Origin of the sequence: Tersicoccus sp. Bi-70 (genome assembly GCF_001968825.1) — a bacterium.
Lineage (GTDB): Bacteria > Actinomycetota > Actinomycetes > Actinomycetales > Micrococcaceae > Tersicoccus.
Genome location: NZ_MIEU01000011.1, coordinates 351,333 through 376,520 on the forward strand (window position 1 = coordinate 351,333; position 25,188 = coordinate 376,520).

Consider the following 25,188-nt stretch of genomic DNA (forward strand, 5'->3'; position numbering starts at 1 on the left):
CCCGCACCGGCGCCGGGTCACTCGCGGATCAGCGCGGGCTCAGTTCCGCCGAGATCCGACGCGCGGAGGCCTGCAGAGCGGGCACGGCGCGGTCGGCGAAGTCCTCGCCCACCCGGGTGGTGGGGCCCGAGACGGAGACCGCCATGGGTGTGGGCGCGTCCGGGACGGCGACGGCGAAGCACCGCACGCCGAGTTCCTGTTCGCCGTCGTCGATGGCGTACCCGCGGCGGCGGATCTCGGCCAGGTCCTCGAGCAGCGACTCGGTGGTCGCGTGGCTGTGCTCGGTGTGCACGGGCATGCCGGCGCTCGCGACGATCCGGAGCACGTCGGCGTCCGGCAGCTGGGCCAGGATCGCCTTGCCGACGCCGGTGTCGTGGGTGTGGGCACGGCGCCCCACCTCGGTGAACATGCGCATCGGGTGCGGGGAGGGCTTCTGGGCGACGTACACGATCATGTCGCCGTCCAGCACCGCCATGTTCGCGGTCTCCCCGAGGTCGTCGACGAGCGAGGCGAGCTCCGTGCGAGCCGCCGAGCCGAGCTGCCGGCCGGCCATCTCGCCGAGCTGGATCAGCCGCGCACCGAGGGCGTACCGCCGGGAGGGCAGCTGCCGGACGTACCCGAGAGCCACCATGGTGCGCAGCAGCCGGTGGATCGTCGGCATCGGCAACCCCGACAGGATGGCCAGGTCGCTCAGCGAGACCTCCCCGCCGGCGCCCGAGATGGCCTCGAGCAACTCGAACACCCGCTCCACGGACTGCACCCCGGCGCCGCTGCGGGCCTTCGCATTCTCGGTCATCCCGTGCTCCTCTCGCCGTGGCGTACCGGCACGGCGAGCCACCGTCCTACGGTCCAGACTTTCCACGATACAGAATCGATGGGCGGGGGACGCGGGCTCGACCGCGACTATCCTGACCGCATCCGCCTTCGCACAGGGCACCGACGAGGAGATGAGCAGTCCATGGCGCACCCGCCGGCACCGATCCACACCGCGACCGGCCCCCGCATCGTCATCGCCTCGGACAAGTTCAAGGGCTCCGCGACGGCGGACGAGGTCGGGGCGGCCCTGGCGTCCGGGATCCTCGCCGTCCGGGCCGACGCCACGGTCGAGGTCGTGCCGGTCGCCGACGGGGGAGAGGGCACGCTCGACGCCGCTCTCGCCGGGGGGTTCGGCCGTCGTGACGTGACGGTGCACGGGCCGACGGGGAAGCCGCTGACGGCGGCGTTCGGTCTCCGCGGTGACGAGGCGTTCGTCGAGATGGCGGCAGCCTCGGGTCTGGCCGTGCTGCCGGAGGGCCTGCCGGCGCCGTTGACGGCGAGCAGCCGCGGCACCGGGGACCTGATCCGCGCCGCCCTGGACGCGGGAGCCCGCCGTGTCGTCCTCGGTGTCGGTGGGAGCGCGAGCACCGACGGCGGCGCGGGCATGCTGACCGCTCTCGGCGTCCGGCTGCTCGACGCGGCGGGCCGGGACCTGCCGGACGGGGGTGGTGCGCTGGAGCGGCTGGACCGTGTCGACGTGTCCGGACTCGACCCGCGCCTGCCGGACGTGGACGTCGTCCTCGCGAGCGACGTCGAGAACCCCCTCCTCGGCGCCCGGGGCGCCGCCGCGGTGTTCGGTCCGCAGAAGGGGGCCTCGGCCGAGGGCGTGCGACGCCTGGAAGTGGGACTGCACTGGTACGCCGAGCTGCTGGGCGTCGCCCTCGGCGCGGCGGGCACCCGCCCCGCGGACCGGGCCGGCGCCGGTGCGGCGGGCGGCGTCGGGTTCGCCGCCCTGGCGGCGCTGCGGGCGCGGCGGCGGGCCGGAGCCGACCTCGTCATGGAGCTCGTGGGCCTTCCGGCGCGGATCGCCGGAGCCGACCTCGTGATCACGGGGGAAGGCAGCCTCGATGAGCAGTCCCTGGCCGGGAAGACGCCGATGGGCGTCCTCGCCGCCGGGCAGCGGGCGGGGGTCGCCGTGGTGGCCGTCGCCGGGCGCAGTCTGCTGACGCCGGAGCAGGTCCGCCGGGCGGGCTTCCGTGCCGTCCACACGCTGGCCGAGCTCGAACCCGACCCGGACCGCAGCATGCGCGGCGCGACGGCCCTGCTGCGCCTCATCGGTGAACGGATCGGCACCGGTCTGCACGACCCGGAGGGGCGTTCGCGAGGCGTCGTCCGCCCGGTGCCCGCCCCGCGGGCCTGACGACGGCCCGGATCGGCCTGTGACCTGGGACACTTGAACAATCAAGCACGAGCACCCTACGATGTACTCGTCAGTACGCATCCCAAGTTTCCGTGGGGGGAACACAGTGAATGCCTCGTACTCCGTTGTGCTCGACCGTGGTCTCCATGCACCGGATGCCCTTGAACGTCTCGTTCTGCCCGCCGACTCGATGGCGCATGCCCGGCAGCTGCTCGGCAACGTCATCTCGGGGCTGAGCCCGCTGTTCGTCACGCGCGGGCGGCGCACCGACATCGTCGGGGTGAAGGAGGATCACTTCATCCTCGTCACCAAGGGCCGCTTCGGCACCATCAAGGACATGACCCGGGCGCACATCGAGGTCTCCCTCGGCCCGGCGATCGACCGGGCCGCTAAGACCAACGTCGTCCCGGAGGCGCTGCAGCCCTCCGCGGTCATCGAGCTTCCCGTCCTCGCGCAGGACGAACCGGACCTGCTCGTCTCCTGAGGCGCCCCGGCCCCGCCGGAATTTCTCGTCCTCCCCGCGGTTGTACCGGGGGAGAACGGCACACCCGACCCTCGGTCGCGCGTGCCATGGACGACGAGAAGAGAAGGGGTGAACCGTGGTCGCGCTCTCCATCCTCGACCTGGTCCCACGCAGTGAGGGGCAGGACGCGACCGACGCCCTGCAGGCCAGCGCCGATCTGGCGGTCGTCGCCGACGCCACCGGCTACCGGCGGCTCTGGTACGCCGAACACCACAACACCGGCGTCTTCCTCAGTTCCGCGACCGCGCTGCTGATCGGCCGTGCCGCGCAGCTGACCCAGCGGATCCGCGTCGGTTCGGGCGGTGTCATGCTCCCCAACCACCCGCCGCTGACCGTCGCCGAGCAGTTCGGCACCCTCGCCGCCATGTACGGCGACCGGATCGACCTCGGGCTCGGCCGGGCGCCCGGCACCGATCCCCGCACCGCCGCCCTGCTGCGCCGGGGCGACTCGTCCGAACCCGCCTTCGCCGGGGAGATCGCCCAGCTGCAGGCCTGGTTCGGCGACCAGCGGCAGCTGCCGGTCAAGGCCGGCCCCGCCCTGAACCGGCACGTGCCGCTGTGGGTGCTCGGCTCCTCGACCTCCGGCGCGATGGTGGCCGGCCAGCTCGGCCTGCCCTACGCCGCGGCCTCCCACTTCTCCCCGCAGAGCCTGATGGACGCGCTCGCCGTCTACCGGCAGTACTTCGACCCGAAGGCGCCGACCGCCCAGATCGACCGGCCGTACGCGATGGCCGGCGTCAACGTCGTCGTCGCGGACACGGACGACGAGGCCGAGCGCCAGTTCACCACCCACCTGCAGATGGCCCGCGGCATCGTGCGCAACGACCGGCGCGCGCTGCTGCCGCCGGACCAGGCCGCGGTGAACAGTTGGGACCCCTACGAGCTGGCGATGGTCCGCTCGCGCCTCACCGCGAGTGCGGTCGGCAGCCCGGCCACCGTGCGGGAGCAGCTGGACCGCTTCGTGGCCACCACCGGGGTCGACGAGCTGATGACCGTGACCTACACGCACGATCCGGCCGTCCGGGTGCGGTCCGTGCAGCTGCTGGCCGACGCGGTGCGTCCGACGGCGGAGGCGAGCGCCGCGGCACTCTGATGCCCGGCCCGTCGACCTCCTGACCGGCCGACCCGCCGCCGACTAGGCTGGACCCGTCCCCGGGTGCCCCGGGGCGGGGAGGGGCGACCCGTGTCCACGAGCAGGTCCGGCAGCATCCCGGAGGCCGGTGACCCGGCCGGCGTGCGCGATCCGCACGGTCGCCTCGACGGCCCGCTCGCGCTCGCCGAACCCGTCGAGGGCGTCCGGCCGCGATGGGTCCTCTCGGTCACCCTCGCGACCCTCGGCGTCAACGCCGTCCTCTTCGCCTGCATCAAGATCTACCTCGCCCTCCAGGCCCAGCAGTTCGACGCCGGGCAGAAGGAGGCGGTGCTCGCCCTCGTCACCGGCGTCGGCGCCGCGGTCTCCCTCGTCGCCAACCCGGTGTTCGGGGCCGTCTCGGACCGCACCGTCTCCCGCTTCGGGCGGCGCGTGCCCTGGGTCGTCATCGGCGCGGGCATCGCCGTCGTGGGTCTGCTCGTGCTGGCGGTCAGCCCCGGCATCGGCGTCATGGTGGTCGGCTGGTCCCTCGTCCAGGCCGGCTGCAACGCCATGACGGCAGCTCTGACCGCGGCCGTGCCGGACCGGGTGCCCCGCCGGCAGCGAGGCCGGGTGGGCGGCTGGATCGCGCTGGGCACGACCACCGGCATCCTGCTCGGCATGGTGATCGCGAACGTCGCCCGGGACCTGCTGCCGGGCTATCTGCTCTGCGCCGCCGTCATCGTCGTCCTCGCCGTGCCGTACCTGCGCGGCTCCCGCGACGTGCCGCTGCAGCGGCACGAACGCCCGGAGGCGAGCACCCGCGAGCTGCTCACCGGCTTCTGGATCTCCCCGCGCCGCCACCCCGACTTCGGCTGGGCGTGGATCACCCGGTTCCTCGTCTTCCTCGGCAACTCGATGTTCACGCTGTACCTGCTGTACTTCCTCCAGGACGCCGTGCACCACCCTGACCCGACGTTCGGGGTGCTCGTGCTCACCGGGTGCTACGTCGCCGCCGTGCTCGTCACCGCCGTGATCGCCGGGCCCGCATCGGATCGGATCGGCCGCCGCAAGCCCTTCGTCATCGGCGCCTCGCTCGTGATCGCGGCCGCCTCCCTGATCGCCGCCTTCGTTCCCACCTTCTCCGGGGCCCTGGTCGCCGCGATCGTGCTCGGCATCGGCTTCGGCGCCTACCTGGCCGTCGACTTCGCGCTGCTCACCGAGGTGCTGCCGGCCGCCGCGAACCGGGGCAGGGACATGGGGGTGATCAACATCGCGGCGTCCCTGCCGCAGGTGCTCGCCCCGGTGATCGCCTGGCCACTCGTCACCTCGGGCGGCGGTTTCGTGGCGTTGTTCTGCTGCGCCGCCCTGGCCGGGCTGCTCGGCGGGGTGTTCGTCGCGCCGATCCGATCGGTGCGCTGAACCGCCGACGCAGATCGAACCCGGCCCACCGCCTGTCCTACGCTGGATCCATGCCCGTTCTCCGCAACCAGCGCGCCGCCGCCCTGCCCGCCACCCTGTCCCGATCCTGGCTGCTCGCCGCCGCCGGGGAGAACGCGGACTTCGCCGCCGCGCTGGCCTCCGAGGCCGACTCGGTCGTCTTCGACATCGAGGATGCCGTGCCCGCGGACGGCAAGGCCGCCGCGCGTGAACGGGTCCTGAAGGCCCTCGACGGCGGCATGACCGGCTGGGTGCGGATCAACGACATCAACACCGAGTTCTGGCAGGACGACCTCGACGCCCTGGCCAACGCCCCCGGCCTGCGCGGCGTCATGCTCGCCAAGACCGAGAAGCCCGAGCACGTGACCCTGACGGCCATGCGGTTGCGGCCCGGCACCCCCGTGCTCGCCCTGGTCGAGTCGGCGCTCGGCGTCGAGAACGCGACCGACATCGCGAAGGCCCCGGGCACCTTCCGGCTGGCGTTCGGCATCGGCGACTTCCGCCGGGACACCGGCGTCGGCGACGATCCGCTGGCCCTCGCCTACGCCCGCGGCCGGCTCGTCGTCGCCTCCCGCGTCGGCCAGCTGCCCGGCCCGATCGACGGACCGAGCGTCGGTGCCGCCGGGGACGACCTGATGGCCGCCTGTGGCGTCTCCGCCTCGATGGGCATGACCGGCAAGCTCACGCTGAAGATCGAGCAGACCGAGACGATCAACGCGGGCCTGAGCCCGAGCGCGAGCGAGATCATGTGGGCGCACGAACTGCTCGAGGCCCACGAGCACGGCGAGGCCGGCGGCGACGGCAGCTACCTGCCCCGTCTCGCGCGCGCCCAGAAGATCCGCAACCTGGGGGAGTCCTACGGGCTCTGGAACGAGTGATGCCGCGCACCTGATGCGGATTACATAAGCAAAGCGTTTTCTAATTCGCGGTCGGTGGGGTTAGGGTTGCCTTACCCGTTCGACGCGGCCCTGTGGTCGCCCTGCCCCGAGGATGCTCATGACTCGCGTGCTCCGACTGCTGGCCGTGCTGGTCAGCGGCGTGCTGTTGCTCAGCGCCTGCTCCACCGGCCCGGCCTCGACGGGCGGCAGCTCCAGCGGGACCGCCTCCTCCGCCGGTGCCGAGGCGGGAGCCTTCCCGGTCACCATCAAGCACGCGTTCGGGCAGACCACGATCGAGAAGCAGCCCACCCGGGTCGCCACCATCGGCTGGAGCGATCAGGACATGGCCCTGAGCCTCGGCGTCGTGCCGGTCGGCTCGACGAAGATCACCTACGGCGGCAACGGCGCCGGATCGACGGACTGGTTCGACGCGAAGCTCAAGGAGCTCGGCGGCACCCAGCCGACCCGCTGGGACGAGAAGGACGGCGTCCCGTTCGACGCCGTCGCGAAGGCGAACCCCGACGTCATCCTGGCCACCAACTCGGGGCTGACCCAGGCGGACTACGACAAGCTCACCAAGATCGCCCCCGTCGTCGCCTACCCGGACCAGGCGTGGACGACGCCGTGGCAGACGTCCCTGACCATGGTGGGCCAGGCGCTCGGCCGTCCGGCCGCGGCGAAGAAGGCGGAGCAGGAGACCCTCGACCGCATCCGCACGGCCGTCGACCAGCACCCGGCCGTCAAGGGCAGGACGTTCATCTTCGCCTCCGCGATGTCGACCGACACGTCCAAGCTCTCCGTCTACACCTCGGTGGACAACCGGGTACGGGTGCTCTCCGAGCTCGGCCTGAAGGTCGCGCCCGTCGTCGAGCAGCTGAACAGCTCCAAGGGCGCCTTCTACTACGACGTCTCCGCCGAGCGGGCGCCGAAGCTGACCTCCGACATCGCGATGATCTACTCCGACGCCAAGGACGTGGCGACGAAGGACAAGTTGCTCAGCCAGATGCCGGCCATCAAGCGCGGCGCGTCGGTGGTGGTGACGGACGAGCCGGAGGCCACCACGCTGACCACCCCGTCCCCGCTGTCCATCCCGACGCTGCTCTCGACCTACCTGCCGCAGCTGGACGCCGCCGCCCAGAAGGCCGGCTGACCGGACGCCGGCGCGACCGGGGACACGCATCGACCGATGAGCACGACGACGGAGCACGTGACGACAGAGCACACGACGACCGGGGCCACGACCCCGCTGCCGGGAACCGCCGCGCGCGGCGGTGCGCAGCGGGTCCTGTCCTCGCGCGTCGCGCTGCTGGCCGCCGGCTCCGCGGTGCTCCTCGTCCTGCTCTGCTTCGCCTCGCTCGCGATCGGCTCCCAGCCGTTCGCCCCGGACACCGTCATCGCCGCGCTGACCCACCCGGACCCGAACAGCGGGACCGACGCCATCATCGGCGCCCGCGTGCCCCGCACCGTCGCCGGCCTGCTCGTCGGGGCGGCCCTCGGCCTCTCCGGCGGCGTCCTGCAGGGCATCACCCGCAACCCCCTCGGGGACGCCGGCCTGCTCGGCATCAACGCCGGCGCGGCGGTCGCCGTCGTCCTCGCCATCTTCACCGTCGGCGTCGGCTCCCTGACCGGGTACGTGTGGTTCGCCCTCGCCGGCGCCGCGATCGCCACGCTGGTGATCTTCGCCCTCGCCGGGCTCGGCCCGGGGCGGGCGACCCCGCTCAAGCTCGCCATCACGGGGGCCACCGTCAACGCCGGCCTGGCGTCCATCATCTCGGGCGTGCTCGTCTCCAGTTCGGAGAGCTTCGACGCCTACCGGCAGTGGCAGGTGGGACTGATCGCCGGGCGCGACTGGGAACAGGTGCTCGTGGTCGCGCCGTTCCTCGCCGTCGGCGCGGTGCTCGCCCTCGTCAGCGGGCCGGCCCTGAACGGTCTGGCGCTCGGCGACGACGTCGCCCGCGGCCTCGGCCAGCGCATCGGCCTGACCCGCGCCGTGGTCTGCGTCGGCGTCGTCCTGCTGGCCGGAGGCGCCACCGCCCTCGCCGGGCCGGTCGCCTTCATCGGCCTCGTCATCCCGCACGCCGTGCGCTCCCTGACCGGGCCGGACTACCGCGCCGTCCTGCCCCTGTGCGCTCTGCTCGGCCCGACGCTGCTGCTCGGCGCGGACATTCTCGGAAGGGTGATCGCCCCGCCCGGCGAGATCGCCGTCGGCGTGATGACGGCCGTGATCGGGGCGCCCGTGTTCATCGCCCTGGTCCGCCGCCGGAAGCTGGGCGCCCTGTGACCTCCACCGTGCCCACCGTTCCGGCCACGCCCGCCATGTCCGCCACGTCCGACCTGGACGCCGTCCAGCGGCGGCTCACCGGCATCCGCCGTGCCGCCGGCCGGCAGTGGGCCCTCGTCGCCGGATCCCTCGGCCTGCTCGTCCTCGCGCTGTTCGCCTGCCGGGTGCTGCTCGGCGACTACACCGTCACCGTGCCGGACTTCTTCCGCCTGCTGGCCGGGGAGAACATCCCGGGGGCCCGGTTCATCGTGATGGAGTCGAAGCTGCCGCGCGCGCTGATGGGCCTGCTCACGGGGCTGTCCTTCGGGGCGGCCGGCGCCGTCTTCCAGACCATGCTCCGCAACCCGCTGGCGAGCCCCGACATCATCGGCGTGAGCCTCGGCTCCAGCGCCGGCGCGGTGATCGCGATCGTGCTGATCGGCGGGACCGGTGCCCTGGTGCCGGTCGCGGCGCTGATCGGGGCGCTCGTCGTCGCGGCCGTGATCTTCCTGCTCTCCCGGCACCAGTCCACCGCCGGCATCCGCATGGTGCTCGTGGGCATCGGCGTCGCCGCCCTGCTGCAGGCCGTGGTCGTGCAGCTGCTCTCGCGCACCGACATCTACCGCGCCAACGACGCGCTGCAGTGGATCGTGGGCAGCCTGAACGGGGCGACGTGGGAGCGGCTGGCGCTGCTGGGCCTCGGCCTCGTGCTGGTGGCCCCGTTCCTCGCCGCCTGGGGCCGGCGCCTGCGCATCCTCCCGCTGGGGGACGACCTCGCCGCGGGGCTGGGGCTGGACGTGGAGCGCACCCGGCTCGCCCTGCTCGTCGTCGGCGTCGCCCTGACCGCGTTTCCGACCGCGGCCGCCGGGCCGATCTCCTTCATCGCCCTGCTGTCCGGCCCGATCGCCCGGCGCCTGAACGGGGGGCGCGCGACGATCGTGATCGCCGCCCTGGTCGGCGCCGCGATCGTGCTCGCCGCCGACTACGCCGCGGCCTACCTCATCCCCGGCACCGTGCTCCCGGTCGGCGTCCTGACCGGTGGGCTGGGTGCCCCCTTCATGCTGTGGCTGCTGCTCAGCCGCCGCGCCGGCGCGAGTGAGGGCTGACCATGAGGACGACGACCCCGCCGACCCCCACCCCGCCGACCCGGGAGGAACCCATGGCCGCTCCCACGCCTCCGCGCGCCGCCGCGACCGGCCCCACCGTTCGCCCCGTCGATCCGGGCACCAACCCGGACACCGACCCGGGCAACGAGACGAGCCTGCGCACGGATGCGGTGACGCTCGGCTACGACGGGCGGACCGTGGTCGACGGCCTGACCGTGGCGCTGCCGCCCGGCCGGATCACCGTGATCGTCGGCGCCAACGCGTGCGGCAAGTCCACCCTGCTGCGCGGGCTCTCCCGGCTGCTGAGCCCGCAGTCCGGCACCGTGCTGCTGGACGGCAAGGACGTGCACCGCTACCCGGCCAAGGAGCTCGCGCGCCGGGTCGGGCTGCTGCCTCAGTCGCCCACCGCCCCCGAGGCGGTCACCGCGGTGGACCTCGTCACCCGAGGCCGCTACCCGCACCAGGGCTTCTTCCAGCAGACCACCCAGCGGGACCGGGACGCCGTTGCCGAGGCGATGGTCGTCACCGGCACCCTCGACCTCGCCGCCCGGCCCGTGGATGAGCTCTCCGGCGGGCAGCGGCAACGAGTGTGGATCGCGATGGCGCTGGCCCAGCAGACCGACGTCCTGCTGCTCGACGAGCCCACCACCTACCTGGACGTGACCCACCAGATCGAGGTGCTCGACCTGATCACGGACCTGAACCGGAGCCGGGGCACGACGATCGTCCTCGTCCTGCACGACGTCAACCTCGCCAGCCGGTACGCGGACCACCTCATCGCCATGAAGGACGGCGCCGTCGTCGCCGAGGGGGCGCCCGCCGCCATCCTCACGGCCGAGCGGGTGCGCGACGTGTTCGGGCTGGAGGCCCGGGTGCTCACCGATCCGGTCAGCGGCACCCCGATGATCGTCCCGATGGGCCGCCACCACCGACAGCACCGTCAGCACGGACAGCACGCACAGCACGCACAGCACGGGCTCGCGGCCCCGGACGCCGACGCCCCGGACGCCCCGGCTCCTGAGCGCGCACCGACCACCGAGCGCGCGGAACCGGGCGATGCCGTGTCCGGCGTCCCGTGGGCCATGCGCCGGCTCGGCGACGAGCAGACCGCCGACGACACGATGCCCACGCCCCCACCAGCCCCGATGCCCACCGAGACCCACCCTGAGCCCACCACCGAGCCTTCCGCCGGTGCCGGTCCCACGCGACCCCACGAGGAAGTACGCCCATGACCGCCACGACCACGTCCGCTTCCCCGGTCGTCTCCGTCGACGCCGAGGTGATCGCCGTCCACGACCTGAGCCCGCACTACCGGCGGATCGTCTTCGGCGGCCCCGGCCTCGAGAACTTCGGACCCGACCGCGACCCCCTCGACCTGCGGATCAAACTGCTCATCCCGAGCCCGGGCCGGCCCGCCCCGATGCTCGAGGTGGGCGACGACGGGTGGTACCAGCGGTGGCTGGCGGCCGACCCCGACACCCGCGGCCAGATGCGCACCTACACGGTGCGGTCCGTGGACGACGCGCTCGACGACGCCGGGGTGCCGCAGCGGACGGTGACCATCGACTTCGTGCTGCACGGCACGCGGCCCGACGGCGCCACCGGAGCTGCCGGCGATCCCGATGCTCCCGGAGCCCCGCACGATGCCGCGGGACCGGCGGCGCAGTGGGCCGCCGCGGCCCGGCCCGGGGACCGGCTGTGCCTGCTCGGCCCCCATCGCGCGGCCGGCGGCCGGTCCGGCATCGAGTTCGATCCGGGGCCGGCCGAGCGGATCCTGCTTGTCGCGGACGAGACCGCGGTGCCGGCCGTGGCGTCGATCCTCGCCAGCGGCCCCACCCAGACCGGCGACGTCTACCTCGAGGTGCCCACCACCGCCGACATCCTCGACCTGCCGTCGGTCCCGGGCATCACCGTGACCTGGCTGGCCCGGGACGGCGCGGAGCACGGCGACCTGCTGATCGGCGCCGTCCGCAGCGCCCTCGGGCTGACCTGTGCGCACCGCGACTGCGGGGTGGACTGCGTGCTGCTCGGTTACGCCGCCGACCACATGACGGTGGTGCCCGCCCCGCACGCCGACGCTGCCGAGGCGGTCATCGAGGCCCCCGACAGCCTGCTCTGGGAGACCCCGCAGTACTCGTCCGGCGGGGAGCCGCTCGAGGACGAGCCCGTCCCGGCGACCCCCGCGACGGCGGTGGTGGACGACCCGCTGTACGCGTGGATCGCGGGGGAGTCCGGCATGGTCAAGCACCTGCGCCGCTGCCTGGTGCGCGAGCGCGGCATGGAGCGGCACCGGGTGGCCTTCATGGGCTACTGGCGGCAGGGGGCGGCCCAGCACTGACCCGGACCGGGGATCGGACCCAGTCCGCTTTCCCGTCAGCGCGACGCCCGCCCGTCCGGCGGCCGGTCTCGCGCAGCGCCTGGTCGGCATCCGGCCTGCCCGATACGCCGCCCAGGACGCGGCCTGCCCGATAAGGGTCCTCGGTAGGGTGAGGCGCGTGCCCGTTCCCCTGGACCTCGACGCCGCGTTGCGCCGATTCGATGCCGCCGCCGGCACCGCGGTGGCCTCCGGCCGACGGCTGCTGCTCGGGCTCGCTGGTGCCCCCGGCGTCGGCAAGTCCACGCTCGCGGAGGAGCTCGTCGCGCGCGCCCGCGCCGCCCACGGGTCCGACGTCGCCGTCGTGCTACCCATGGACGGATTCCACCTGGCCAACGCGCTGCTGATCGCCCGCGGCAGCCGCGATCGCAAGGGCGCCCCGGACACCTTCGACGACGCCGGCTTCGCAGCGCTGCTCGCGCGCGTCCGCGATCAGCGCACCGGCACCGTCAGCAGGGCCGGCACCGGCACCGAGGAGGCGAGCGAGCGCACCGTCTACGCACCCCGGTTCGACCGCGAGCACGACGAGTCCATCGGCTCCGCGGTCGCGGTGCCCGCCGCCTGCGCCGTCGTCGTGGTCGAGGGCAACTACCTGCTCGCGTCCGACGGGGCGTGGCCCGAGGCGGCCCGCTGCCTCGACGAGGTGTGGCACCTGACGCTGCCCGAGGAGCAGCGGCACGAGCGGCTGATCGCCCGGCACGTGCGGCACGGGATGACGCCGGAGGCCGCCCGGGCCTGGGCGCTCGGCCCCGACGAGGCCAACGCGGCACTGATCGCCGCGGCCGGCGCCCGGGCCGACGTCGTCGTCACCCTCGACTGAGCGGAACGGCGACTTAGTCGAACGAGCGGAGCCACCCCGTGTCCCGGGGTGCGCGCTGCTGGTGGCAGACTGGATCGGTGGTTGAACACGATGCTGAACACACCCGATTCGTGGCCCTGGGCGACTCCTTCACCGAGGGCGTCGGCGACCCGGACCCGTCCCTGCCGAACGGCGTGCGCGGCTGGGCCGACCGCGTGGCCGAGCAGCTCGCCCTGGCCGATCCGCGCACCGAGTACGCGAACCTCGCCATCCGCGGCCGGAAGCTGCGGGAGGTGGTCGAGGAGCAGATCGAGCCCGCCGTGGCGATGGCGCCGACCCTGGTGACCCTCTACGCGGGCGGCAACGACATCCTGCGGCCCCGCGTGGACATCGACGCGCTGATGGCCGGGTACGACGACGCCATCCGCCGTCTGCGGGCCACGGGAGCCGCCGTGCTGCTGTTCACCGGCTTCGACACCGTGGCCTCCCGGTTCTTCTCGGTCAACCGCGGGCGCACGGCGATCTACAACGAGCTGGTGCGCGAGGTGGCGGACCGGCACGGGGCGACCATCGTGGACTACTGGCGGTTCGACGAGTACGACGACCCGCGGATGTGGGACGTCGACCGGCTGCACATGTCCACCCGCGGCCACATCACCATGGCCGGCCGCGTGCTCGACACGCTGCGCCGGGAGCACACCCTCGAGCAGGATCCGCTGCCCGCGCTGGTGCCGGTGCGCCGGCTCGACGCCGTCCGCGCCAACGTGCGCTGGACGCGCCAGCACGTGGGTCCGTGGGTGATGCGCCGGCTCCGGAACACGTCCTCGGGGAAGTACCTAGAGCCGCGCCGACCGGTGCCGACGCCGCTCGCGGTCACGCCGATTGCGCCCTGACGCCGTCGCTCGTACCTCGGCGCCTCCGTACCGGAGCGGCACAGCGTTCCGCTCCGGGACGTGAAAAGCCCCGACCGGGCACCATCGGGGGAAACGATGCCCGGCCGGGGCAGAACGGGGTCCATCGGCCGAGGCGGACATGCGGCGGTAACTGGCCCTCACGATGACGTGGTTCCCGACCCGGCGGATGGAGATGGTGAGACCGACCGTCCCACCATCGAGGGAGATACTACCGATCATCCTGCGGCTCACCAACCGGCTCGCCGCGGGCCCGGATTTGCACAGGTTCGGCGCCCACCGTAGACTTGATCGCTGTCGTAGGTGGAACCCACTGCTCGACACCAGATCTTCACCGTCTTCCCCGCGGCGAGGGGTCCGGATCGGCGTCCTGACGCCGATGTACCGGTCCGCCACGAGCGCCGCAGTCGTCAGGTGTCCATGGTGACGGGACGCAATCAACCGCGCATGATCCGCCGACTCCGCGCACGCTCGCGTGCCGGTCGACGTGATTCCAGACAACTGCGTACCGTCCGAGCTATTTGGAGGAGAACATGGCAGCGCACTGCCAGGTGACCGGAGCCCAGCCGGGTTTCGGCCACAGCATTTCGCACTCGCACCGTCGCACGAAGCGTCGGTTCGACCCGAACATCCAGAAGAAGCGTTACTGGGTCCCGTCGCTGCGCCGGACCGTGGTGCTCAATGTGAGCGCTCGCGGCATCAAGGTGATCGACGTGAAGGGTATCGACGCTGTCGTGGCCGACATCCGGGCGCGCGGGGAGAAGATCTGAGATGGCCAAAGACAAGGACGTTCGTCCGATCATCAAGCTGAAGTCCACCGCGGGCACCGGTTTCACCTACGTGACCCGCAAGAACCGGCGCAACGACCCGGACCGGATCACGCTGAAGAAGTACGACCCGGTCGTGCGCAAGCACGTCGAATTCCGAGAGGAGCGCTGACCCATGGCCAAGAAGTCCAAGATCGCCCGCAACGAGCAGCGCAAGCTCGTCGTCGACCGCTTCGCGCAGAAGCGGCTCGAGCTGAAGAAGACCCTGGTCAACGAGAACGCGACCGCGGAGGAGCGTGAGGAGGCCCGTCTGGGTCTGCAGAAGCTTCCCCGGAACGCCTCGCCGATCCGCCTGCGCAACCGCGACCAGATCGACGGTCGCCCCCGCGGCACCCTCCAGAAGTTCGGCATCTCCCGGGTGCGGTTCCGGGAGATGGCGCACCGCGGTGAGCTCCCCGGCGTCACCAAGTCCTCCTGGTGACCTCTGGCAGCACCCTGCCGCGGCGGTGACGTGACGTCACCACCCGACCAACGACGAAGGCCCGTCAGCACCTCGCTGGCGGGCCTTCGTCGTGCCCGCACCCCTCCGGACGGTTCGCCGAGTGGAGAATGGCGGAAAATCAAGGCAGTTCGGGGGTCGAAACCACCGGAACGGCGTGCACCGGCTGGTAGGTTGGCCGATGAGTGGCGACCCGACGGGCCGCCGCGAGCAACCGAACGAGAACCCGATCGAGCAACAGGAGGCCAGACGTATGGCTAAGAATCGCAGTGAACTGGTGGCCGAGGTCGCCGAGAAGGCCGGCACCACCCAGACCGCGGTGAACGGTGTCCTCGACGCCCTGTTCGACGTCTTCTCCTCGTCCGTCAAGAGCGGCGAGAAGATCACGATCCCGGGTTGGCTGGCCGTCGAGCGCACCGAGCGCGCCGCCCGTACCGGTCGCAACCCGCAGACGGGTGAGACCATCCAGATCGCCGCCGGCCACAGCGTCAAGCTGACCGCGGGCAGCAAGCTGAAGGCTGCTGCCTCCAAGTGATCTCCCGGCCGCGGCGCACCGCCGCGGCAGGACGACGAGGCGGGGACGACCGATGACGGTCGGCCCCGTCTCGCTCCGTGTCCGGGCCCGGATGACGCCGGATGTGGCGTGCGTCGCCCGTTTTCCGGCCGACGGTCCCGGTGACGGACAATGGAGGCGTGGTGAGCACGCAACAACGACAGGGGTCGGGCCGCGCGTCCGGCAGGGCACCCGCGGCCCGTGACGCGGAGCGGACGCCCGCGCTGCCCCCGAACGCGGCTTTCTGGCTCGCGCCCGCCGCCGTGGCCGCCGTCATCGGCGTCGTCGCCGGCCTGCAGCTGACCGGCGCCGCCGCGCCCCGGGCCCTCTCGGACCCCGGTGCCGTGGTCCGCTGGGGTCTGCCCGTTGCGCAGATGACCACCTACCTCAGCATGGCCGTCGTGATCGGCTGCCTGCTCTTCGCCGCGACCCTCGTCCCCGCCTTCGCCGACCGGCGCCGGCCCCGCTCCCGCGCCGTGCCGGACCGGGACGCCGAGCACCCCGCCTTCCGCCGGCTGATGACCGCCGCGGCCGCGGGCGGTGTCGTCTGGACGCTCGCCGCGATCGTCGTCACCGTCCTGACCTACTCGGACGTCTCGGGCAGCCGGCTTTCCGCCGCGCCCGCCTTCACCGCCCAGCTGGCCTACTTCGTCACGACGCTCGGCACCGGGCAGGCCTGGCTGACGATCACCGTCATCGCCGCCCTCGTCAGCACGCTCGCCCTCGGGGTCCGCAACATCACCGGGCTCGCCCTGACCACGCTGCTCGCGCTCGGCGCGACCATCCCGCTCTCCCTGATCGGTCACGCCGCCTCGGCCGGCGACCACGAGGGCGCCACCAGCTCGCTCGGCCTGCACCTCGTCGGGATCAGCCTGTGGGTGGGCGGCATCGGCGCCCTCGCCGTCGCGGCACCCGCCCTCGGGGCGCTGACCGGCGTCACACTCCGGCGGTTCTCCGCTCTCGCCGGGGTCGCCTACGTCCTCGTGTTCGCCTCCGGCGTCGTCAACGCCGCCATCCGGCTCGGCGACTGGGGTGCGCTCGGCTCGCCCTACGGCCTGCTCGTGGTCGCCAAGACGGTCGCGACCGTCGTGCTCGGCGTCTTCGGCTTCGCGCACCGCCGGTGGGTGATCCCGCGGTTCGACTCCGGCCGGCTCGGGGCCCGCCGGGTGATGAGTCAGCTCGTGGTCGGCGAGATCGTCGTCATGGCCGCGACCATGGGCCTCGGCACCGCCCTGTCCCGTTCCCCCACCCCGGTGCCCGAGGACCTCACCCCGGACGCCTCGCCCGCCTACCTCCTCTCCGGGTACGACCTGCCGCCGGAGCTCACGCCGGGGCGGATGCTGACCGAGTGGCGCTGGGACTGGCTGTGGATCGCCGTCGCCCTCCTGGCCGCCGTCGGGTATCTGCGCGGCGTGTGGGTGCTGCACCGCCGCGGCGACGCCGTACCCGTGCTGCGCACCATCAGCTGGCTGGTGGGCTGCCTCGCCCTCGTGTACGTCACCTCGGGCGGCCTGGCCGTGTACGGGCGGGTGATGTTCAGCATCCACATGGTCGACCACATGGCGTTGACCATGGTCGTCCCGCTCTTCCTCGTCGTCGGCGCCCCGATCACCCTCGCGCTGCGGGCGCTGCGGCCCCGCACCGACGGCACCCGGGGGCCGCGCGAGTGGATCCTGCGCGTCGTGCACTCCCGGTACTCGGCGCTGATCACCCACCCGGTGGTCGCGGCGGTGCTCTTCGGCGGGTCCCTGCTCGTCTTCTACTACACCCCGCTGTTCGGCTTCGCCCTGACCGAGCACGTCGGTCACGAGCTGATGAACCTGCACTTCCTGCTCACCGGCTACCTGTTCGTGCTCGTGCTGATCGGCATCGACCCGCTGCCCCGCCGGCCCGTGTACCCGCTTCGGCTCGTGCTGCTGCTCGCGACGATGGCGTTCCACGCGTTCTTCGGGGTCACGCTGATGAGCTCGACGACGCTGCTCGAACCCGATTACTTCGGCAACCTGGGCCGCCCCTGGGGGCTCTCGCCGATCGCGGACCAGCAGCTCGGTGGCGCCTTCGCGTGGGGCATCGGCGAGATCCCGACGCTGGTCGTCGCGATCGGCGTGGCCGTCATGTGGTCCCGCGCCGACACCCGCGAGTCACGGCGCCGCGACCGGGCCGCGGACCGGAATAACGAGGCGGAACTGTCCGCTTACAACGACATGTTCGCCCGGCTGGCGGAGGGCGGCGCTCCCGCGCAGCCCGGCCGGCCCGGCGACTCCCCGACCATCCGACCGACCGGAGGGCCGTCCACCCCGGCGGCCGGCCGCGCGTCCACCGCGACGCGCCCGGCCTCCGGCACGGACCCGGACGACCCCGCGAAGGAGACCTCGTGACCAGCTCCACGACGAGTACCGCCAGTCTGCGCACCGACTACCGGGTGCGCGCCTCCGAGCTGGTCGGCCGCGGCTGGCTGAACACCGGCGGGACCGACGTCACGCTCGCGTCGCTGCGGGGCAAGATCGTGGTCCTCGACTTCTGGACGTTCTGCTGCATCAACTGCCTGCACGTGCTCGACGAGCTGCGTCCGCTCGAGGAGAAGTACGGCGACGTCCTCGTCACGGTCGGCGTGCACTCCCCGAAGTTCGAGCACGAGGCGGACCCGGACGCCCTCGCCGCCGCCGTCGACCGGTACGAGATCCACCGGCCCGTCCTCGACGACCCCGAGCTGACCACGTGGTCCGCGTACGCGGCGCGGGCATGGCCGACGCTCGTCGTCATCGACCCCGAGGGCTACATCGTCGCCCACCTGACGGGGGAGGGGCACGGCCACGGTCTCGCCTCTCTCATCACCGAACTCGTCGAGGAGCACGACGCGAAGGGCACGCTGCACCGCGGGCAGGGCCCGTACGTCCCGCCGCCCGCCTCCGAGTCCGCCCTCCGCTTCCCGGGCAAGGTGCTGCCGCTCGGTGAGCGCGGGCAGGGTCACTACCTGGTCAGCGACACCGGGCACCACCGGATCGTCGAGCTCGACGCCGACCTCAGCACCGTCGTGCGGGCCTGGGGCGACGGGCAGCGCGGCGACAGCGACGGCGACGCCGGTGCGGCGCGGTTCAGCGAGCCGCAGGGCGTGGCCCTGCTGCCCGCCGACGTGGCCGCCCGCGTCGGGTACGACGTCGTCGTCGCCGACACCGTCAACCACCGGCTGCGCGGCCTGAACCTGGCCGACGGAACCGTGACGACCGTCGCCGGCAACGGCGTGCAGCGGCTGATCCAGGACCCGGCCGACGCCGCCCGCGAGCCCGAGCGGCTGGCCGGCGCGGACCCGGTGACCGTCGCCATCTCCTCACCGTGGGACGTCGTGTGGTCCCCGGAGCTGCAGACGGTCGTCGTCGCCATGGCCGGCACGCACCAGATCTTCGCCTTCGACCCTGCCGCGCCCTCCCTGCGCATGCTCGCCGGCAACGGCAACGAGGGGCTGCTCGACGGTGCGGGCCCGGACGCCTGGTTCGCCCAGACCTCCGGCCTGGCCACCGGCACGGACGGGTCGATCTGGGCGGCGGACTCCGAGACCTCGTCCCTGCGGCGCCTGGTCCCCACCGAGGACGGCGGCGTCACGGTCGAGACCGCGGTCGGCGCCGGCCTGTTCGACTTCGGCTTCCGCGACGGCGACGCCGCGCAGGCCCGGCTGCAGCACCCCCTCGGGGTGACCGTGCTGCCGGACGGCTCGGTGACGATCGCGGACACGTACAACGGCGCCATCCGGCGCTACGAGCCGGCCACCGGTCAGGTCAGCACCCTGGCGCGGGAACTCGCCGAGCCCTCCGACGTGCTGCTGGACACCACCGGCACCACGCCGCTGCTGCTCGTCGTCGAGACGAACGCGCACCAGCTGGTCCGCCTGCCGGTGCCGGCGACGGCCCTGCAGGTCGACGAGGGGGCCGCGCAGACGCAGCGTCCGCGCACGCCCGTGGCCGCCGGCGCGTTCGACGTCGCGATCCGGTTCAGCGCCCCGACCGGGCAGAAGCTGGACGACCGCTGGGGCGATCCCACCCAGCTGAAGGTCTCGGCGACCCCGGCGGAGCTGCTGCTCGACGGCGCGGGCTCCTCGACCGGCCTGACCCGCACGCTGCGGCTCAACCCGGAGGTGACCGAGGGTGTGCTGCACCTGACCGCCCGGGCCGCGTCCTGCGACGGCGAGAAGGACGGCCCGATCCCCGACCACGCGGCCTGCCACCTGTACCAGCAGGACTGGGGCATCCCGGTCACGGTGGGCACCGACGGGGAGACCGAGCTCGTCCTGGACCTGCGCGGCATCAACGCCTGACCGGCTGGCGACGGGTGTCTCAGCCGGTGGCGTCCGGCCCGGTGACCCGCGGGTGCACCGTCACGGTGTCCCCGTCCACCTCGATCGTTGCCGTGAAGCTGAAGTCCGACGTGGTGTGCAGCTGCCGCTCCACGCCGGTGTAGAGGTCCGTCTCCTTCGTGGACAGCGCGGCCTGCCCGGAGAGCGGCTGGACCGTCCACGCACCGTCGCGGTACGCGAGGGCCGGCTGCGGGTACCGCGTGATCCTCCACGAGACCGGACCCGTGATCAGGTTGTCGGAGAAGTGGTAGAACGGGCAGCCGGCGGGGGCGAGCACCTGTTGGCTCGCGCACGCGTCCAGCATCCGGTGCACCTGGTCGTCGACCGAGCTGACCACGGCCGGCGTCGGCTGCGCCGCGAGGGCCACGGCCCGCGCATCGCCCAGCCCTGACACGGTGGTGCTGTGTTCCGGCGCCTGCACGAGCTTGTCCGACCACCCCGCTGTGACCGTCGCCGGTGCGAAGCTGAGCACGGTGGCCCTGCCCTTCGGCGCCGCCACCGTGGCCCCGTTCACCCGGGCACGGTCCTGGCCGGGAAAGGTCACGGTGGTGTGCGGCAGGCTCGTGCCGGCCAGCTCCCACCGGTCGAAGAACAGCCAGGTGACGCCGGCCCGGTGCACGGGGAACACCGTGGTGCCGGCCCTTCCGTCCAGGGTGTAGTGCGCCGTCACGGTCGCGTCCTCGCCGTTCCGGTCCGAGACCGTCAGGTCCACGTCCTTCAGCTTCGCGACCGAGCGCTTCAGCGGCTCACCCGTGAGCAGCGTCGGGTCCCCGGCCGGCACCGTCGCCCCGAGCAGGCCGAGCGCACGGGACCCGTCCCCGTCGTGCAGGGCGTCCAGGTAGGCCCGCACCGCATGCTCGGGTCCGTAGCCACGCGCATTCACCGTCGTGACGACGACGCCGGCGATCGCGAGCACGGCGAGCAGGGCGAGCGCCCAGAGCAGGGTCGCGCGCCGGAGACGGTGGTCGGTGTCGATCGCCCGCCCCACGTCAGCGACGGCGGCGGCGCGTGCCGAACAGCCCGCGCACGAACTCGCGACCGACCTGGCCCGCGATGGACGCCGCGACGTCGAGCAGCGGGTTGTCCGCGGCGCGGGGCGCGCTGCGTGCCCGTTCCGGTTCCCGGCGCTCGGGCTCACGGCGTTCCGGCTCGCGGGTGATCTGGTCCTCGATCCGCTGCGCCTCGGCGTCACCGCCGCCGGTGCTGGCCGGGGCCGCGCTGCGCGCGTTCAGCTTCTCGTACGCCGACGGCGAGTCGACGGGCGTGCCGTAGGTCGCCTGGCCCGGGGACGCGGCGACGGCCGCCTGCATGGCGTCCGCCGGGGCGGGGCCCATCAGGGACCGGGGCGCGATCATCCGGGTCCAGGCGACCGGGGTCGGGGCGCCGCGCTCGTTCATCACGGTGATGACGGCCTCGCCGGTACCGGCGGACGTCAGGACCGAGGAGAGGTCGTACGGGCTGACCGGGAAGGTCGCGACGGTGGCCTTGAGGGCCTTCGCGTCGTCGGGTGTGAACGCGCGCAGGGCGTGCTGCACCCGGTTGGCGAGCTGGCCGAGGACGTCGCCGGGGACGTCCTTCGGAGTCTGCGTGACGAAGAAGATGCCCACGCCCTTCGAGCGGATCAGCCGCACGGTCGTGAGGATCGAGTCGAGGAACGCGGGGGAGGCGTCCTTGAACAGCAGGTGCGCCTCGTCGAAGAAGAACACCAACTTCGGCTTGTCCACGTCGCCCACCTCGGGCAGGTCGGTGAACAGGTCGGCCAGCAGCCACATGAGGAACGTGGAGAACAGGGCCGGCTTCGTCTGCACGGTGGGCAGCTCGAGGCACGAGATGACGCCGCGGCCGTCCGACGCCGTGCGCAGCACGTCCTTGCTGTCGAACTCGGGCTCTCCGAAGAACTTCTCCATCCCGTCGGCCTCCAGGCCCACCAGCTCGCGCAGGATGACGCCCGCGGTCGCCTTGGACAGGCCGCCCAGCTCGGCGAGGGACTGCTTGCCCTCGGGCGAGGTCAGGTGGGTGATGACGGCGCGCAGGTCCTTGAGGTCGTACAGCTCGAGGCCCTGCTGGTCGGCCCAGTGGAAGATCAGCTGGAGGCTGGACTCCTGCGTCTCGTTCAGGTCCATGATCCGGGAGAGCAGGATGGGGCCGAAGCTGGAGACCCGGGCGCGCAGCGGCACGCCGGTGCCGTCACCGCCGAGCGCGTAGTACTCGACCGGGAACGACGCCGGCGACCAGTCCATGCCGACGTCGGACGCGCGGGCGGTGATCTTCTCGTTCGGCGTCCCCGGGGCGGACAGCCCGCTCAGGTCGCCCTTGATGTCTGCGAGGAACACGGGAACGCCCGCGGCGGAGAGCTGCTCGGCCATCAGCTGCAGGGTCTTCGTCTTGCCCGTGCCGGTGGCGCCGGCGACGAGGCCGTGCCGGTTCATCATGGCCAGGGGCAGCCGGACGGGCGCGTCCGCGTGGACCTGCCCGTCGACGAGGGCGGCGCCGAGCGCGATGGCGGGGCCGCTGAAGGTGTACCCCTCGGCGATGGCGTGGACCTGGTCCGTGGAGGTCTTCTCGGTCATGCGCCCAAGGCTAGCCCAGCGGGGGTCGGATCCGCCCAGCTCAGGCCAGTAGCGCCGCGATCAGGATGAGCACGGGCACCGAGAGCACGGTGGTCACGAGCACGGTGTCCTTCGTCTGGCTGACGGCCGTGCCGTAGCGCGCGGCGACGACGTAGGCGTTCTGCGCGGTCGGCAGCGCCGCCATCACGACGACGGCGAACAGGGCGGGACCCGACAGGCCGAGGACCAGGGCACCGAGGGCGAGGGCGACCAGCGGCTGGACGACGACCTTCGACGTCGTCGCGGATGCCACGTCCGCCCACTGGGACCGGTCCCGCAGGGGGCGGGAGCCGTGCAGCCCGATCCCGAACGCGAGCAGCATCCCGGGCACCGCGATGCCGCTGATCAGCCGGAACGGTTCCATCACGAGGTCGGGGAGGTGGACACCGGTGACGGAGAGCGCGATGCCGACCACGGAGGCGATCAGCACCGGGTTCGCGGCGACCTGTCCGATGCGGCGCAGGGCGCTGGTCCCGTGCCGGGCCGTGGCGACGTCGAGGGATGCGGTGACGAGCGGGGTGAGCAGCGTCATCTGGAACACGATGATCGGGGCGGCCACCGCGGCGTCCCCGAGGACGTACACCGCGATCGGGATGCCGAGGTTCGCGGCATTGACGACGGAGCCGGTGGCGCCGGTCATGATCGCGACCGGCCACGGCCGCCGCAGCACGAGCCGCGACCACAGCAGGTACAGGGAGAGGACGATGCCGGCGCTGGCGGCGGCGACCAGCAGCTGGACGGAGAACACCCGGTGCAGGTCGGTGCGGCCGAAGGTGACGAGCATGAGGGCGGGCGTACCGACGAAGAACACGGTGCGGCTGAGCACCTGCTGGGCGTTGGGCCCGAGCACCCCGGAGCGGCCGATCAGGTAGCCGATCCCGATGACGACCCAGACGATCGAGAACCCGGCGAGGACCCCGCTCACGCGGGAGGGGGCATTCCGGTGTCGTTCCGCGCCCGGTCCAGCAGATCCCGCCAGGGTCCGTCCAGCCGCGATTCGGCGATGGTGATGCGGTGGCCCTCCGCGGCGAAGACGTAGCTGAAGCCGTCCCGGACGGCAGGAGCGGTGGCGGCGCGGGCGGCGACGCTGCCGTCCGCCATCTGACCGACCAGCTGCGTGGCCGTCTGGTCGTCGACGGCCACCACCCACTGCCGGCGCAGGCCGGCGAATCCGCCGGTGCGCGTGATCGTGATCTCCATGGCTGCCTCCCGCGTCCCATTCTGACGCGTGGACGGCACCGACGGGAATCCGGAGGTGGCCGCGGGACTCACGCGGCCGGGGACGTCACTCGAGGGCGGTTCCCTCCGCGGCGCGCGCCGTCTTGGCCGGGGTCACGCCCACGCCCGCCCAGGCGTCGGTGACGGCGCGGACCTCGGCACCGTCGGCACCGTAGCGCTCCGCCGCGACGTCGAGCGTCTCCTGAGCGAAGCGGGCGAAGTCGGCGCTCGCCGGCAGCCGGTCCGACGTCAGGGTGTCGTACCAGATGCGGCCCGCCCGCTCCCACGCGTTGCCGCCGAGCGCGGTCGCGACGAGGTAGAAGGCGTGGTTGGGGATACCGGAGTTCAGATGCACCCCGCCGCTGTCCTCGGTGGTCTCGACGTACCCGTCCATGTGGGCCGGCTGCGGGTCCTTGCCCAGGGCCGGGTCGTCGAACGCCGTGCCCGGTGCCGCGAGCGAGCGCAGGGCGGTGCCGTGGATCGACGGACCGAAGATGCCGGCGCCCACGAGCCAGTCCGCACTCGCCGCGTCCTGACCCCGCACCCACTGCTCGGCCAGGACCCCGAACACGTCGGAGACCGACTCGTTCAGGGCGCCGGACTGCCCCTGGTAGACGAGGTTCGCACTGTACTGGGTGACGCCGTGGGTCAGCTCGTGGGCGATGACGGTCAGGGCGGAGGTGAAGGAGACGAACACGTCGCCGTCCCCGTCGCCGAAGACCATCCGCTCGCCGTTCCAGAAGGCGTTGTCGTACTGCTGACCGAAGTGGACCGTCGCATCCAGGGGGAGATCGTCGCCGTCGAGGGAGCGACGCCCGTACGCCTGCGCGTAGAAGTCCGCGGTGTGGCCGAGGCCGTCGTACGCCTCGTCGACCGCTCGGTCCGCCACGGGGTCCTGGCCCTCGGCGCGGACGGTGGTGCCGGGCAGGGTCTCGCCGTGCTCCGCGTCGCTGATGGTCCGCGTCAGCGTGGTCCGGGTCAGGGGCGGGGTGACGGAGCCGCGCAGCCCGCGCCGCTGAGCGTGGATCCGTTCGAGATGGTCCAGGGCGTGCCGGGCGGCGCCGGCGGCGTCCAGCATCGGCGGGTCCTGCAGCCGGGCGAGCCGGCGCAGCAGGTAGGGCGGCACGATCGAGCACACCGGCAGCGGGCCGTGCCCGTCGTGGCGGGTCTGGTGGGAACGATCGGATCCGGACCCGCGCTCGGATGCGGGGTTGCTCTCTGCGGGGTTCATCTTCTGTGGCATGTCGTGCCTCCCGTCGCGTGTTCCGCCAGCCTAGTGAGGGCCTCCGACAGTTCGGCCGGGCAGGGTGGGACGGGATGAGCGGGAGACACGGCACGACGGCGACGTGACGGTGTCGGGAACGCGAACGGCGCCGGTCCCGTCGGTGATGACGGAGCCGGCGCCGTGATGCGTCGTGTGCGGAGCGGCTGACGGGAATCGAACCCGCGTATCAGGCTTGGGAAGCGCGCGCTCTACCATTGAGCTACAGCCGCGTGGACGCCCGCCTCCGCGCGGTGATCGTGCGGCGCGACGTCATCGGACAGCCTAGCGCACCTCGGCAGGTCAGCCGCACCGCCCCCCACTGCTTCCGCGCCCTGCCGTCCGGACCACCCGAGACCGTCGCACGGCCGAGCGGATCAGGGGTGCCGTGCGGATC

Annotated in this window: 23 protein-coding genes, 1 tRNA gene and 1 pseudogene; 18 read left to right on the top strand and 7 right to left on the bottom strand. The window is 72.8% G+C overall.

The window, feature by feature from the left end; translation table 11 throughout:
* Positions 1–28: 28 nt before the first annotated feature.
* Positions 29–796 carry an IclR family transcriptional regulator gene (locus BGP79_RS08200; RefSeq protein ID WP_076694442.1) on the bottom strand — a complete coding sequence of 256 codons (768 nt, stop codon included), beginning with the start codon at positions 794–796 and terminating at the stop codon, positions 29–31.
* 162 nt (positions 797–958) lie between these two features.
* Between BGP79_RS08200 and BGP79_RS08205 the strand changes: the two genes are divergently transcribed.
* The 18 genes and pseudogenes from BGP79_RS08205 to BGP79_RS08290 all read left to right on the top strand — a co-directional run bounded on the left by BGP79_RS08205 (position 959) and on the right by BGP79_RS08290 (position 19,664).
* Positions 959–2,176: a glycerate kinase gene (locus BGP79_RS08205; RefSeq protein ID WP_076694444.1), complete on the top strand. Its 1,218-nt coding sequence runs from the start codon at positions 959–961 to the stop codon at positions 2,174–2,176.
* Positions 2,177–2,366: 190 nt separating this feature from the next.
* The gene (locus BGP79_RS08210) at positions 2,367–2,660 is read left to right on the top strand and encodes a hypothetical protein (protein ID WP_076694445.1); all 294 of its coding nucleotides are present in this window, start codon (positions 2,367–2,369) and stop codon (positions 2,658–2,660) included.
* 115 nt (positions 2,661–2,775) lie between these two features.
* Positions 2,776–3,792: an LLM class flavin-dependent oxidoreductase gene (locus BGP79_RS08215; protein WP_076694447.1), complete on the top strand. Its 1,017-nt coding sequence runs from the start codon at positions 2,776–2,778 to the stop codon at positions 3,790–3,792.
* Between the two features lie 90 nt (positions 3,793–3,882).
* Entirely contained in the window at positions 3,883–5,190 is a 1,308-nt protein-coding gene (locus BGP79_RS08220; RefSeq protein WP_083701699.1) for an MFS transporter, read from the top strand.
* A 50-nt stretch (positions 5,191–5,240) separates the two neighbouring features.
* Positions 5,241–6,086 carry a CoA ester lyase gene (locus BGP79_RS08225; RefSeq protein WP_076694448.1) on the top strand — a complete coding sequence of 282 codons (846 nt, stop codon included), beginning with the start codon at positions 5,241–5,243 and terminating at the stop codon, positions 6,084–6,086.
* Between the two features lie 118 nt (positions 6,087–6,204).
* Positions 6,205–7,236, top strand: a complete 1,032-nt coding sequence (locus BGP79_RS08230; RefSeq protein ID WP_143588346.1) for an iron-siderophore ABC transporter substrate-binding protein — start codon at positions 6,205–6,207, stop codon at positions 7,234–7,236.
* Between the two features lie 36 nt (positions 7,237–7,272).
* Positions 7,273–8,367 (top strand): iron ABC transporter permease, encoded by a 1,095-nt coding sequence (locus BGP79_RS08235; RefSeq protein WP_076694451.1) that lies wholly within the window; start codon positions 7,273–7,275, stop codon positions 8,365–8,367.
* Positions 8,368–8,402: 35 nt separating this feature from the next.
* Positions 8,403–9,452, top strand: coding sequence for an iron chelate uptake ABC transporter family permease subunit (locus tag BGP79_RS08240; RefSeq protein ID WP_083701742.1), 1,050 nt, complete (start codon positions 8,403–8,405; stop codon positions 9,450–9,452).
* A gap of 53 nt (positions 9,453–9,505) precedes the next feature.
* Positions 9,506–10,381: pseudogene (locus tag BGP79_RS08245) on the top strand (ABC transporter ATP-binding protein); the annotation flags it as partial.
* Between the two features lie 299 nt (positions 10,382–10,680).
* Positions 10,681–11,790 carry a siderophore-interacting protein gene (locus BGP79_RS08250; protein ID WP_076694453.1) on the top strand — a complete coding sequence of 370 codons (1,110 nt, stop codon included), beginning with the start codon at positions 10,681–10,683 and terminating at the stop codon, positions 11,788–11,790.
* 157 nt (positions 11,791–11,947) lie between these two features.
* Entirely contained in the window at positions 11,948–12,646 is a 699-nt protein-coding gene (locus BGP79_RS08255; RefSeq protein WP_233121279.1) for a nucleoside/nucleotide kinase family protein, read from the top strand.
* A 77-nt stretch (positions 12,647–12,723) separates the two neighbouring features.
* Complete coding sequence (locus BGP79_RS08260; protein WP_076694454.1) at positions 12,724–13,518, top strand: SGNH/GDSL hydrolase family protein; 795 nt, start codon at positions 12,724–12,726, stop codon at positions 13,516–13,518.
* Positions 13,519–14,069: 551 nt separating this feature from the next.
* Positions 14,070–14,306, top strand: coding sequence for a 50S ribosomal protein L28 (rpmB, locus tag BGP79_RS08265; RefSeq protein WP_076694456.1), 237 nt, complete (start codon positions 14,070–14,072; stop codon positions 14,304–14,306).
* 1 nt (position 14,307) lies between these two features.
* Positions 14,308–14,475, top strand: a complete 168-nt coding sequence (gene rpmG / locus BGP79_RS08270; RefSeq protein WP_076694457.1) for a 50S ribosomal protein L33 — start codon at positions 14,308–14,310, stop codon at positions 14,473–14,475.
* Between the two features lie 3 nt (positions 14,476–14,478).
* Positions 14,479–14,784: a 30S ribosomal protein S14 gene (gene rpsN, locus BGP79_RS08275; RefSeq protein WP_076694458.1), complete on the top strand. Its 306-nt coding sequence runs from the start codon at positions 14,479–14,481 to the stop codon at positions 14,782–14,784.
* A 271-nt stretch (positions 14,785–15,055) separates the two neighbouring features.
* A complete protein-coding gene (locus BGP79_RS08280) occupies positions 15,056–15,337 on the top strand; it encodes an HU family DNA-binding protein (RefSeq protein WP_076694459.1) in 282 nt (93 codons plus the stop codon).
* 101 nt (positions 15,338–15,438) lie between these two features.
* The gene (locus tag BGP79_RS08285; RefSeq protein ID WP_083701701.1) at positions 15,439–17,733 is read left to right on the top strand and encodes a cytochrome c oxidase assembly protein; all 2,295 of its coding nucleotides are present in this window, start codon (positions 15,439–15,441) and stop codon (positions 17,731–17,733) included.
* Positions 17,730–19,664, top strand: a complete 1,935-nt coding sequence (locus tag BGP79_RS08290; RefSeq protein ID WP_076694462.1) for an NHL domain-containing thioredoxin family protein — start codon at positions 17,730–17,732, stop codon at positions 19,662–19,664. Before BGP79_RS08285 ends, BGP79_RS08290 begins: the two co-directional genes overlap by 4 nt.
* Before the next feature lie 19 nt (positions 19,665–19,683).
* Here BGP79_RS08290 and BGP79_RS08295 read toward each other — a convergent pair whose 3' ends face one another.
* From BGP79_RS08295 to BGP79_RS08320, 6 genes are all read right to left on the bottom strand, one after another.
* Positions 19,684–20,691, bottom strand: a complete 1,008-nt coding sequence (locus tag BGP79_RS08295) for a hypothetical protein (RefSeq protein WP_076694463.1) — start codon at positions 20,689–20,691, stop codon at positions 19,684–19,686.
* Between the two features lies 1 nt (position 20,692).
* Positions 20,693–22,273 carry a helicase HerA-like domain-containing protein gene (locus BGP79_RS08300; RefSeq protein WP_076694465.1) on the bottom strand — a complete coding sequence of 527 codons (1,581 nt, stop codon included), beginning with the start codon at positions 22,271–22,273 and terminating at the stop codon, positions 20,693–20,695.
* Positions 22,274–22,313: 40 nt separating this feature from the next.
* Positions 22,314–23,237 carry an AEC family transporter gene (locus BGP79_RS08305; protein WP_076694467.1) on the bottom strand — a complete coding sequence of 308 codons (924 nt, stop codon included), beginning with the start codon at positions 23,235–23,237 and terminating at the stop codon, positions 22,314–22,316.
* Positions 23,234–23,512, bottom strand: a complete 279-nt coding sequence (locus tag BGP79_RS08310) for a protealysin inhibitor emfourin (protein ID WP_076694468.1) — start codon at positions 23,510–23,512, stop codon at positions 23,234–23,236. The genes BGP79_RS08305 and BGP79_RS08310 overlap by 4 nt, the downstream gene beginning before the upstream one ends.
* Before the next feature lie 85 nt (positions 23,513–23,597).
* A complete protein-coding gene (locus BGP79_RS08315; RefSeq protein WP_233121281.1) occupies positions 23,598–24,773 on the bottom strand; it encodes a M4 family metallopeptidase in 1,176 nt (391 codons plus the stop codon).
* A gap of 180 nt (positions 24,774–24,953) precedes the next feature.
* Positions 24,954–25,024: transfer RNA gene (locus BGP79_RS08320), tRNA-Gly, on the bottom strand.
* Positions 25,025–25,188: the final 164 nt, after the last annotated feature.

Bases quoted from the DNA above. Each gene is read 5' to 3' on its own strand.
- BGP79_RS08240 (WP_083701742.1), top strand. From the start codon at position 8,403: ATGTCCGCCACGTCCGACCTGGACGCCGTCCAGCGGCGGCTCACCGGC.
- BGP79_RS08225 (WP_076694448.1), top strand. From the start codon at position 5,241: ATGCCCGTTCTCCGCAACCAGCGCGCCGCCGCCCTGCCCGCCACCCTG.
- BGP79_RS08205 (WP_076694444.1), top strand. From the start codon at position 959: ATGGCGCACCCGCCGGCACCGATCCACACCGCGACCGGCCCCCGCATC.
- BGP79_RS08210 (WP_076694445.1), top strand. From the start codon at position 2,367: ATGGCGCATGCCCGGCAGCTGCTCGGCAACGTCATCTCGGGGCTGAGC.
- BGP79_RS08285 (WP_083701701.1), top strand. From the start codon at position 15,439: ATGTGGCGTGCGTCGCCCGTTTTCCGGCCGACGGTCCCGGTGACGGAC.
- BGP79_RS08315 (WP_233121281.1), bottom strand. From the start codon at position 24,773: ATGCCACAGAAGATGAACCCCGCAGAGAGCAACCCCGCATCCGAGCGC.
- rpmG (WP_076694457.1), top strand. From the start codon at position 14,308: ATGGCCAAAGACAAGGACGTTCGTCCGATCATCAAGCTGAAGTCCACC.
- BGP79_RS08200 (WP_076694442.1), bottom strand. From the start codon at position 796: ATGACCGAGAATGCGAAGGCCCGCAGCGGCGCCGGGGTGCAGTCCGTG.
- BGP79_RS08250 (WP_076694453.1), top strand. From the start codon at position 10,681: ATGACCGCCACGACCACGTCCGCTTCCCCGGTCGTCTCCGTCGACGCC.
- rpsN (WP_076694458.1), top strand. From the start codon at position 14,479: ATGGCCAAGAAGTCCAAGATCGCCCGCAACGAGCAGCGCAAGCTCGTC.
- BGP79_RS08230 (WP_143588346.1), top strand. From the start codon at position 6,205: ATGACTCGCGTGCTCCGACTGCTGGCCGTGCTGGTCAGCGGCGTGCTG.
- BGP79_RS08300 (WP_076694465.1), bottom strand. From the start codon at position 22,273: ATGACCGAGAAGACCTCCACGGACCAGGTCCACGCCATCGCCGAGGGG.
- BGP79_RS08235 (WP_076694451.1), top strand. From the start codon at position 7,273: ATGAGCACGACGACGGAGCACGTGACGACAGAGCACACGACGACCGGG.
- BGP79_RS08280 (WP_076694459.1), top strand. From the start codon at position 15,056: ATGGCTAAGAATCGCAGTGAACTGGTGGCCGAGGTCGCCGAGAAGGCC.
- BGP79_RS08310 (WP_076694468.1), bottom strand. From the start codon at position 23,512: ATGGAGATCACGATCACGCGCACCGGCGGATTCGCCGGCCTGCGCCGG.
- rpmB (WP_076694456.1), top strand. From the start codon at position 14,070: ATGGCAGCGCACTGCCAGGTGACCGGAGCCCAGCCGGGTTTCGGCCAC.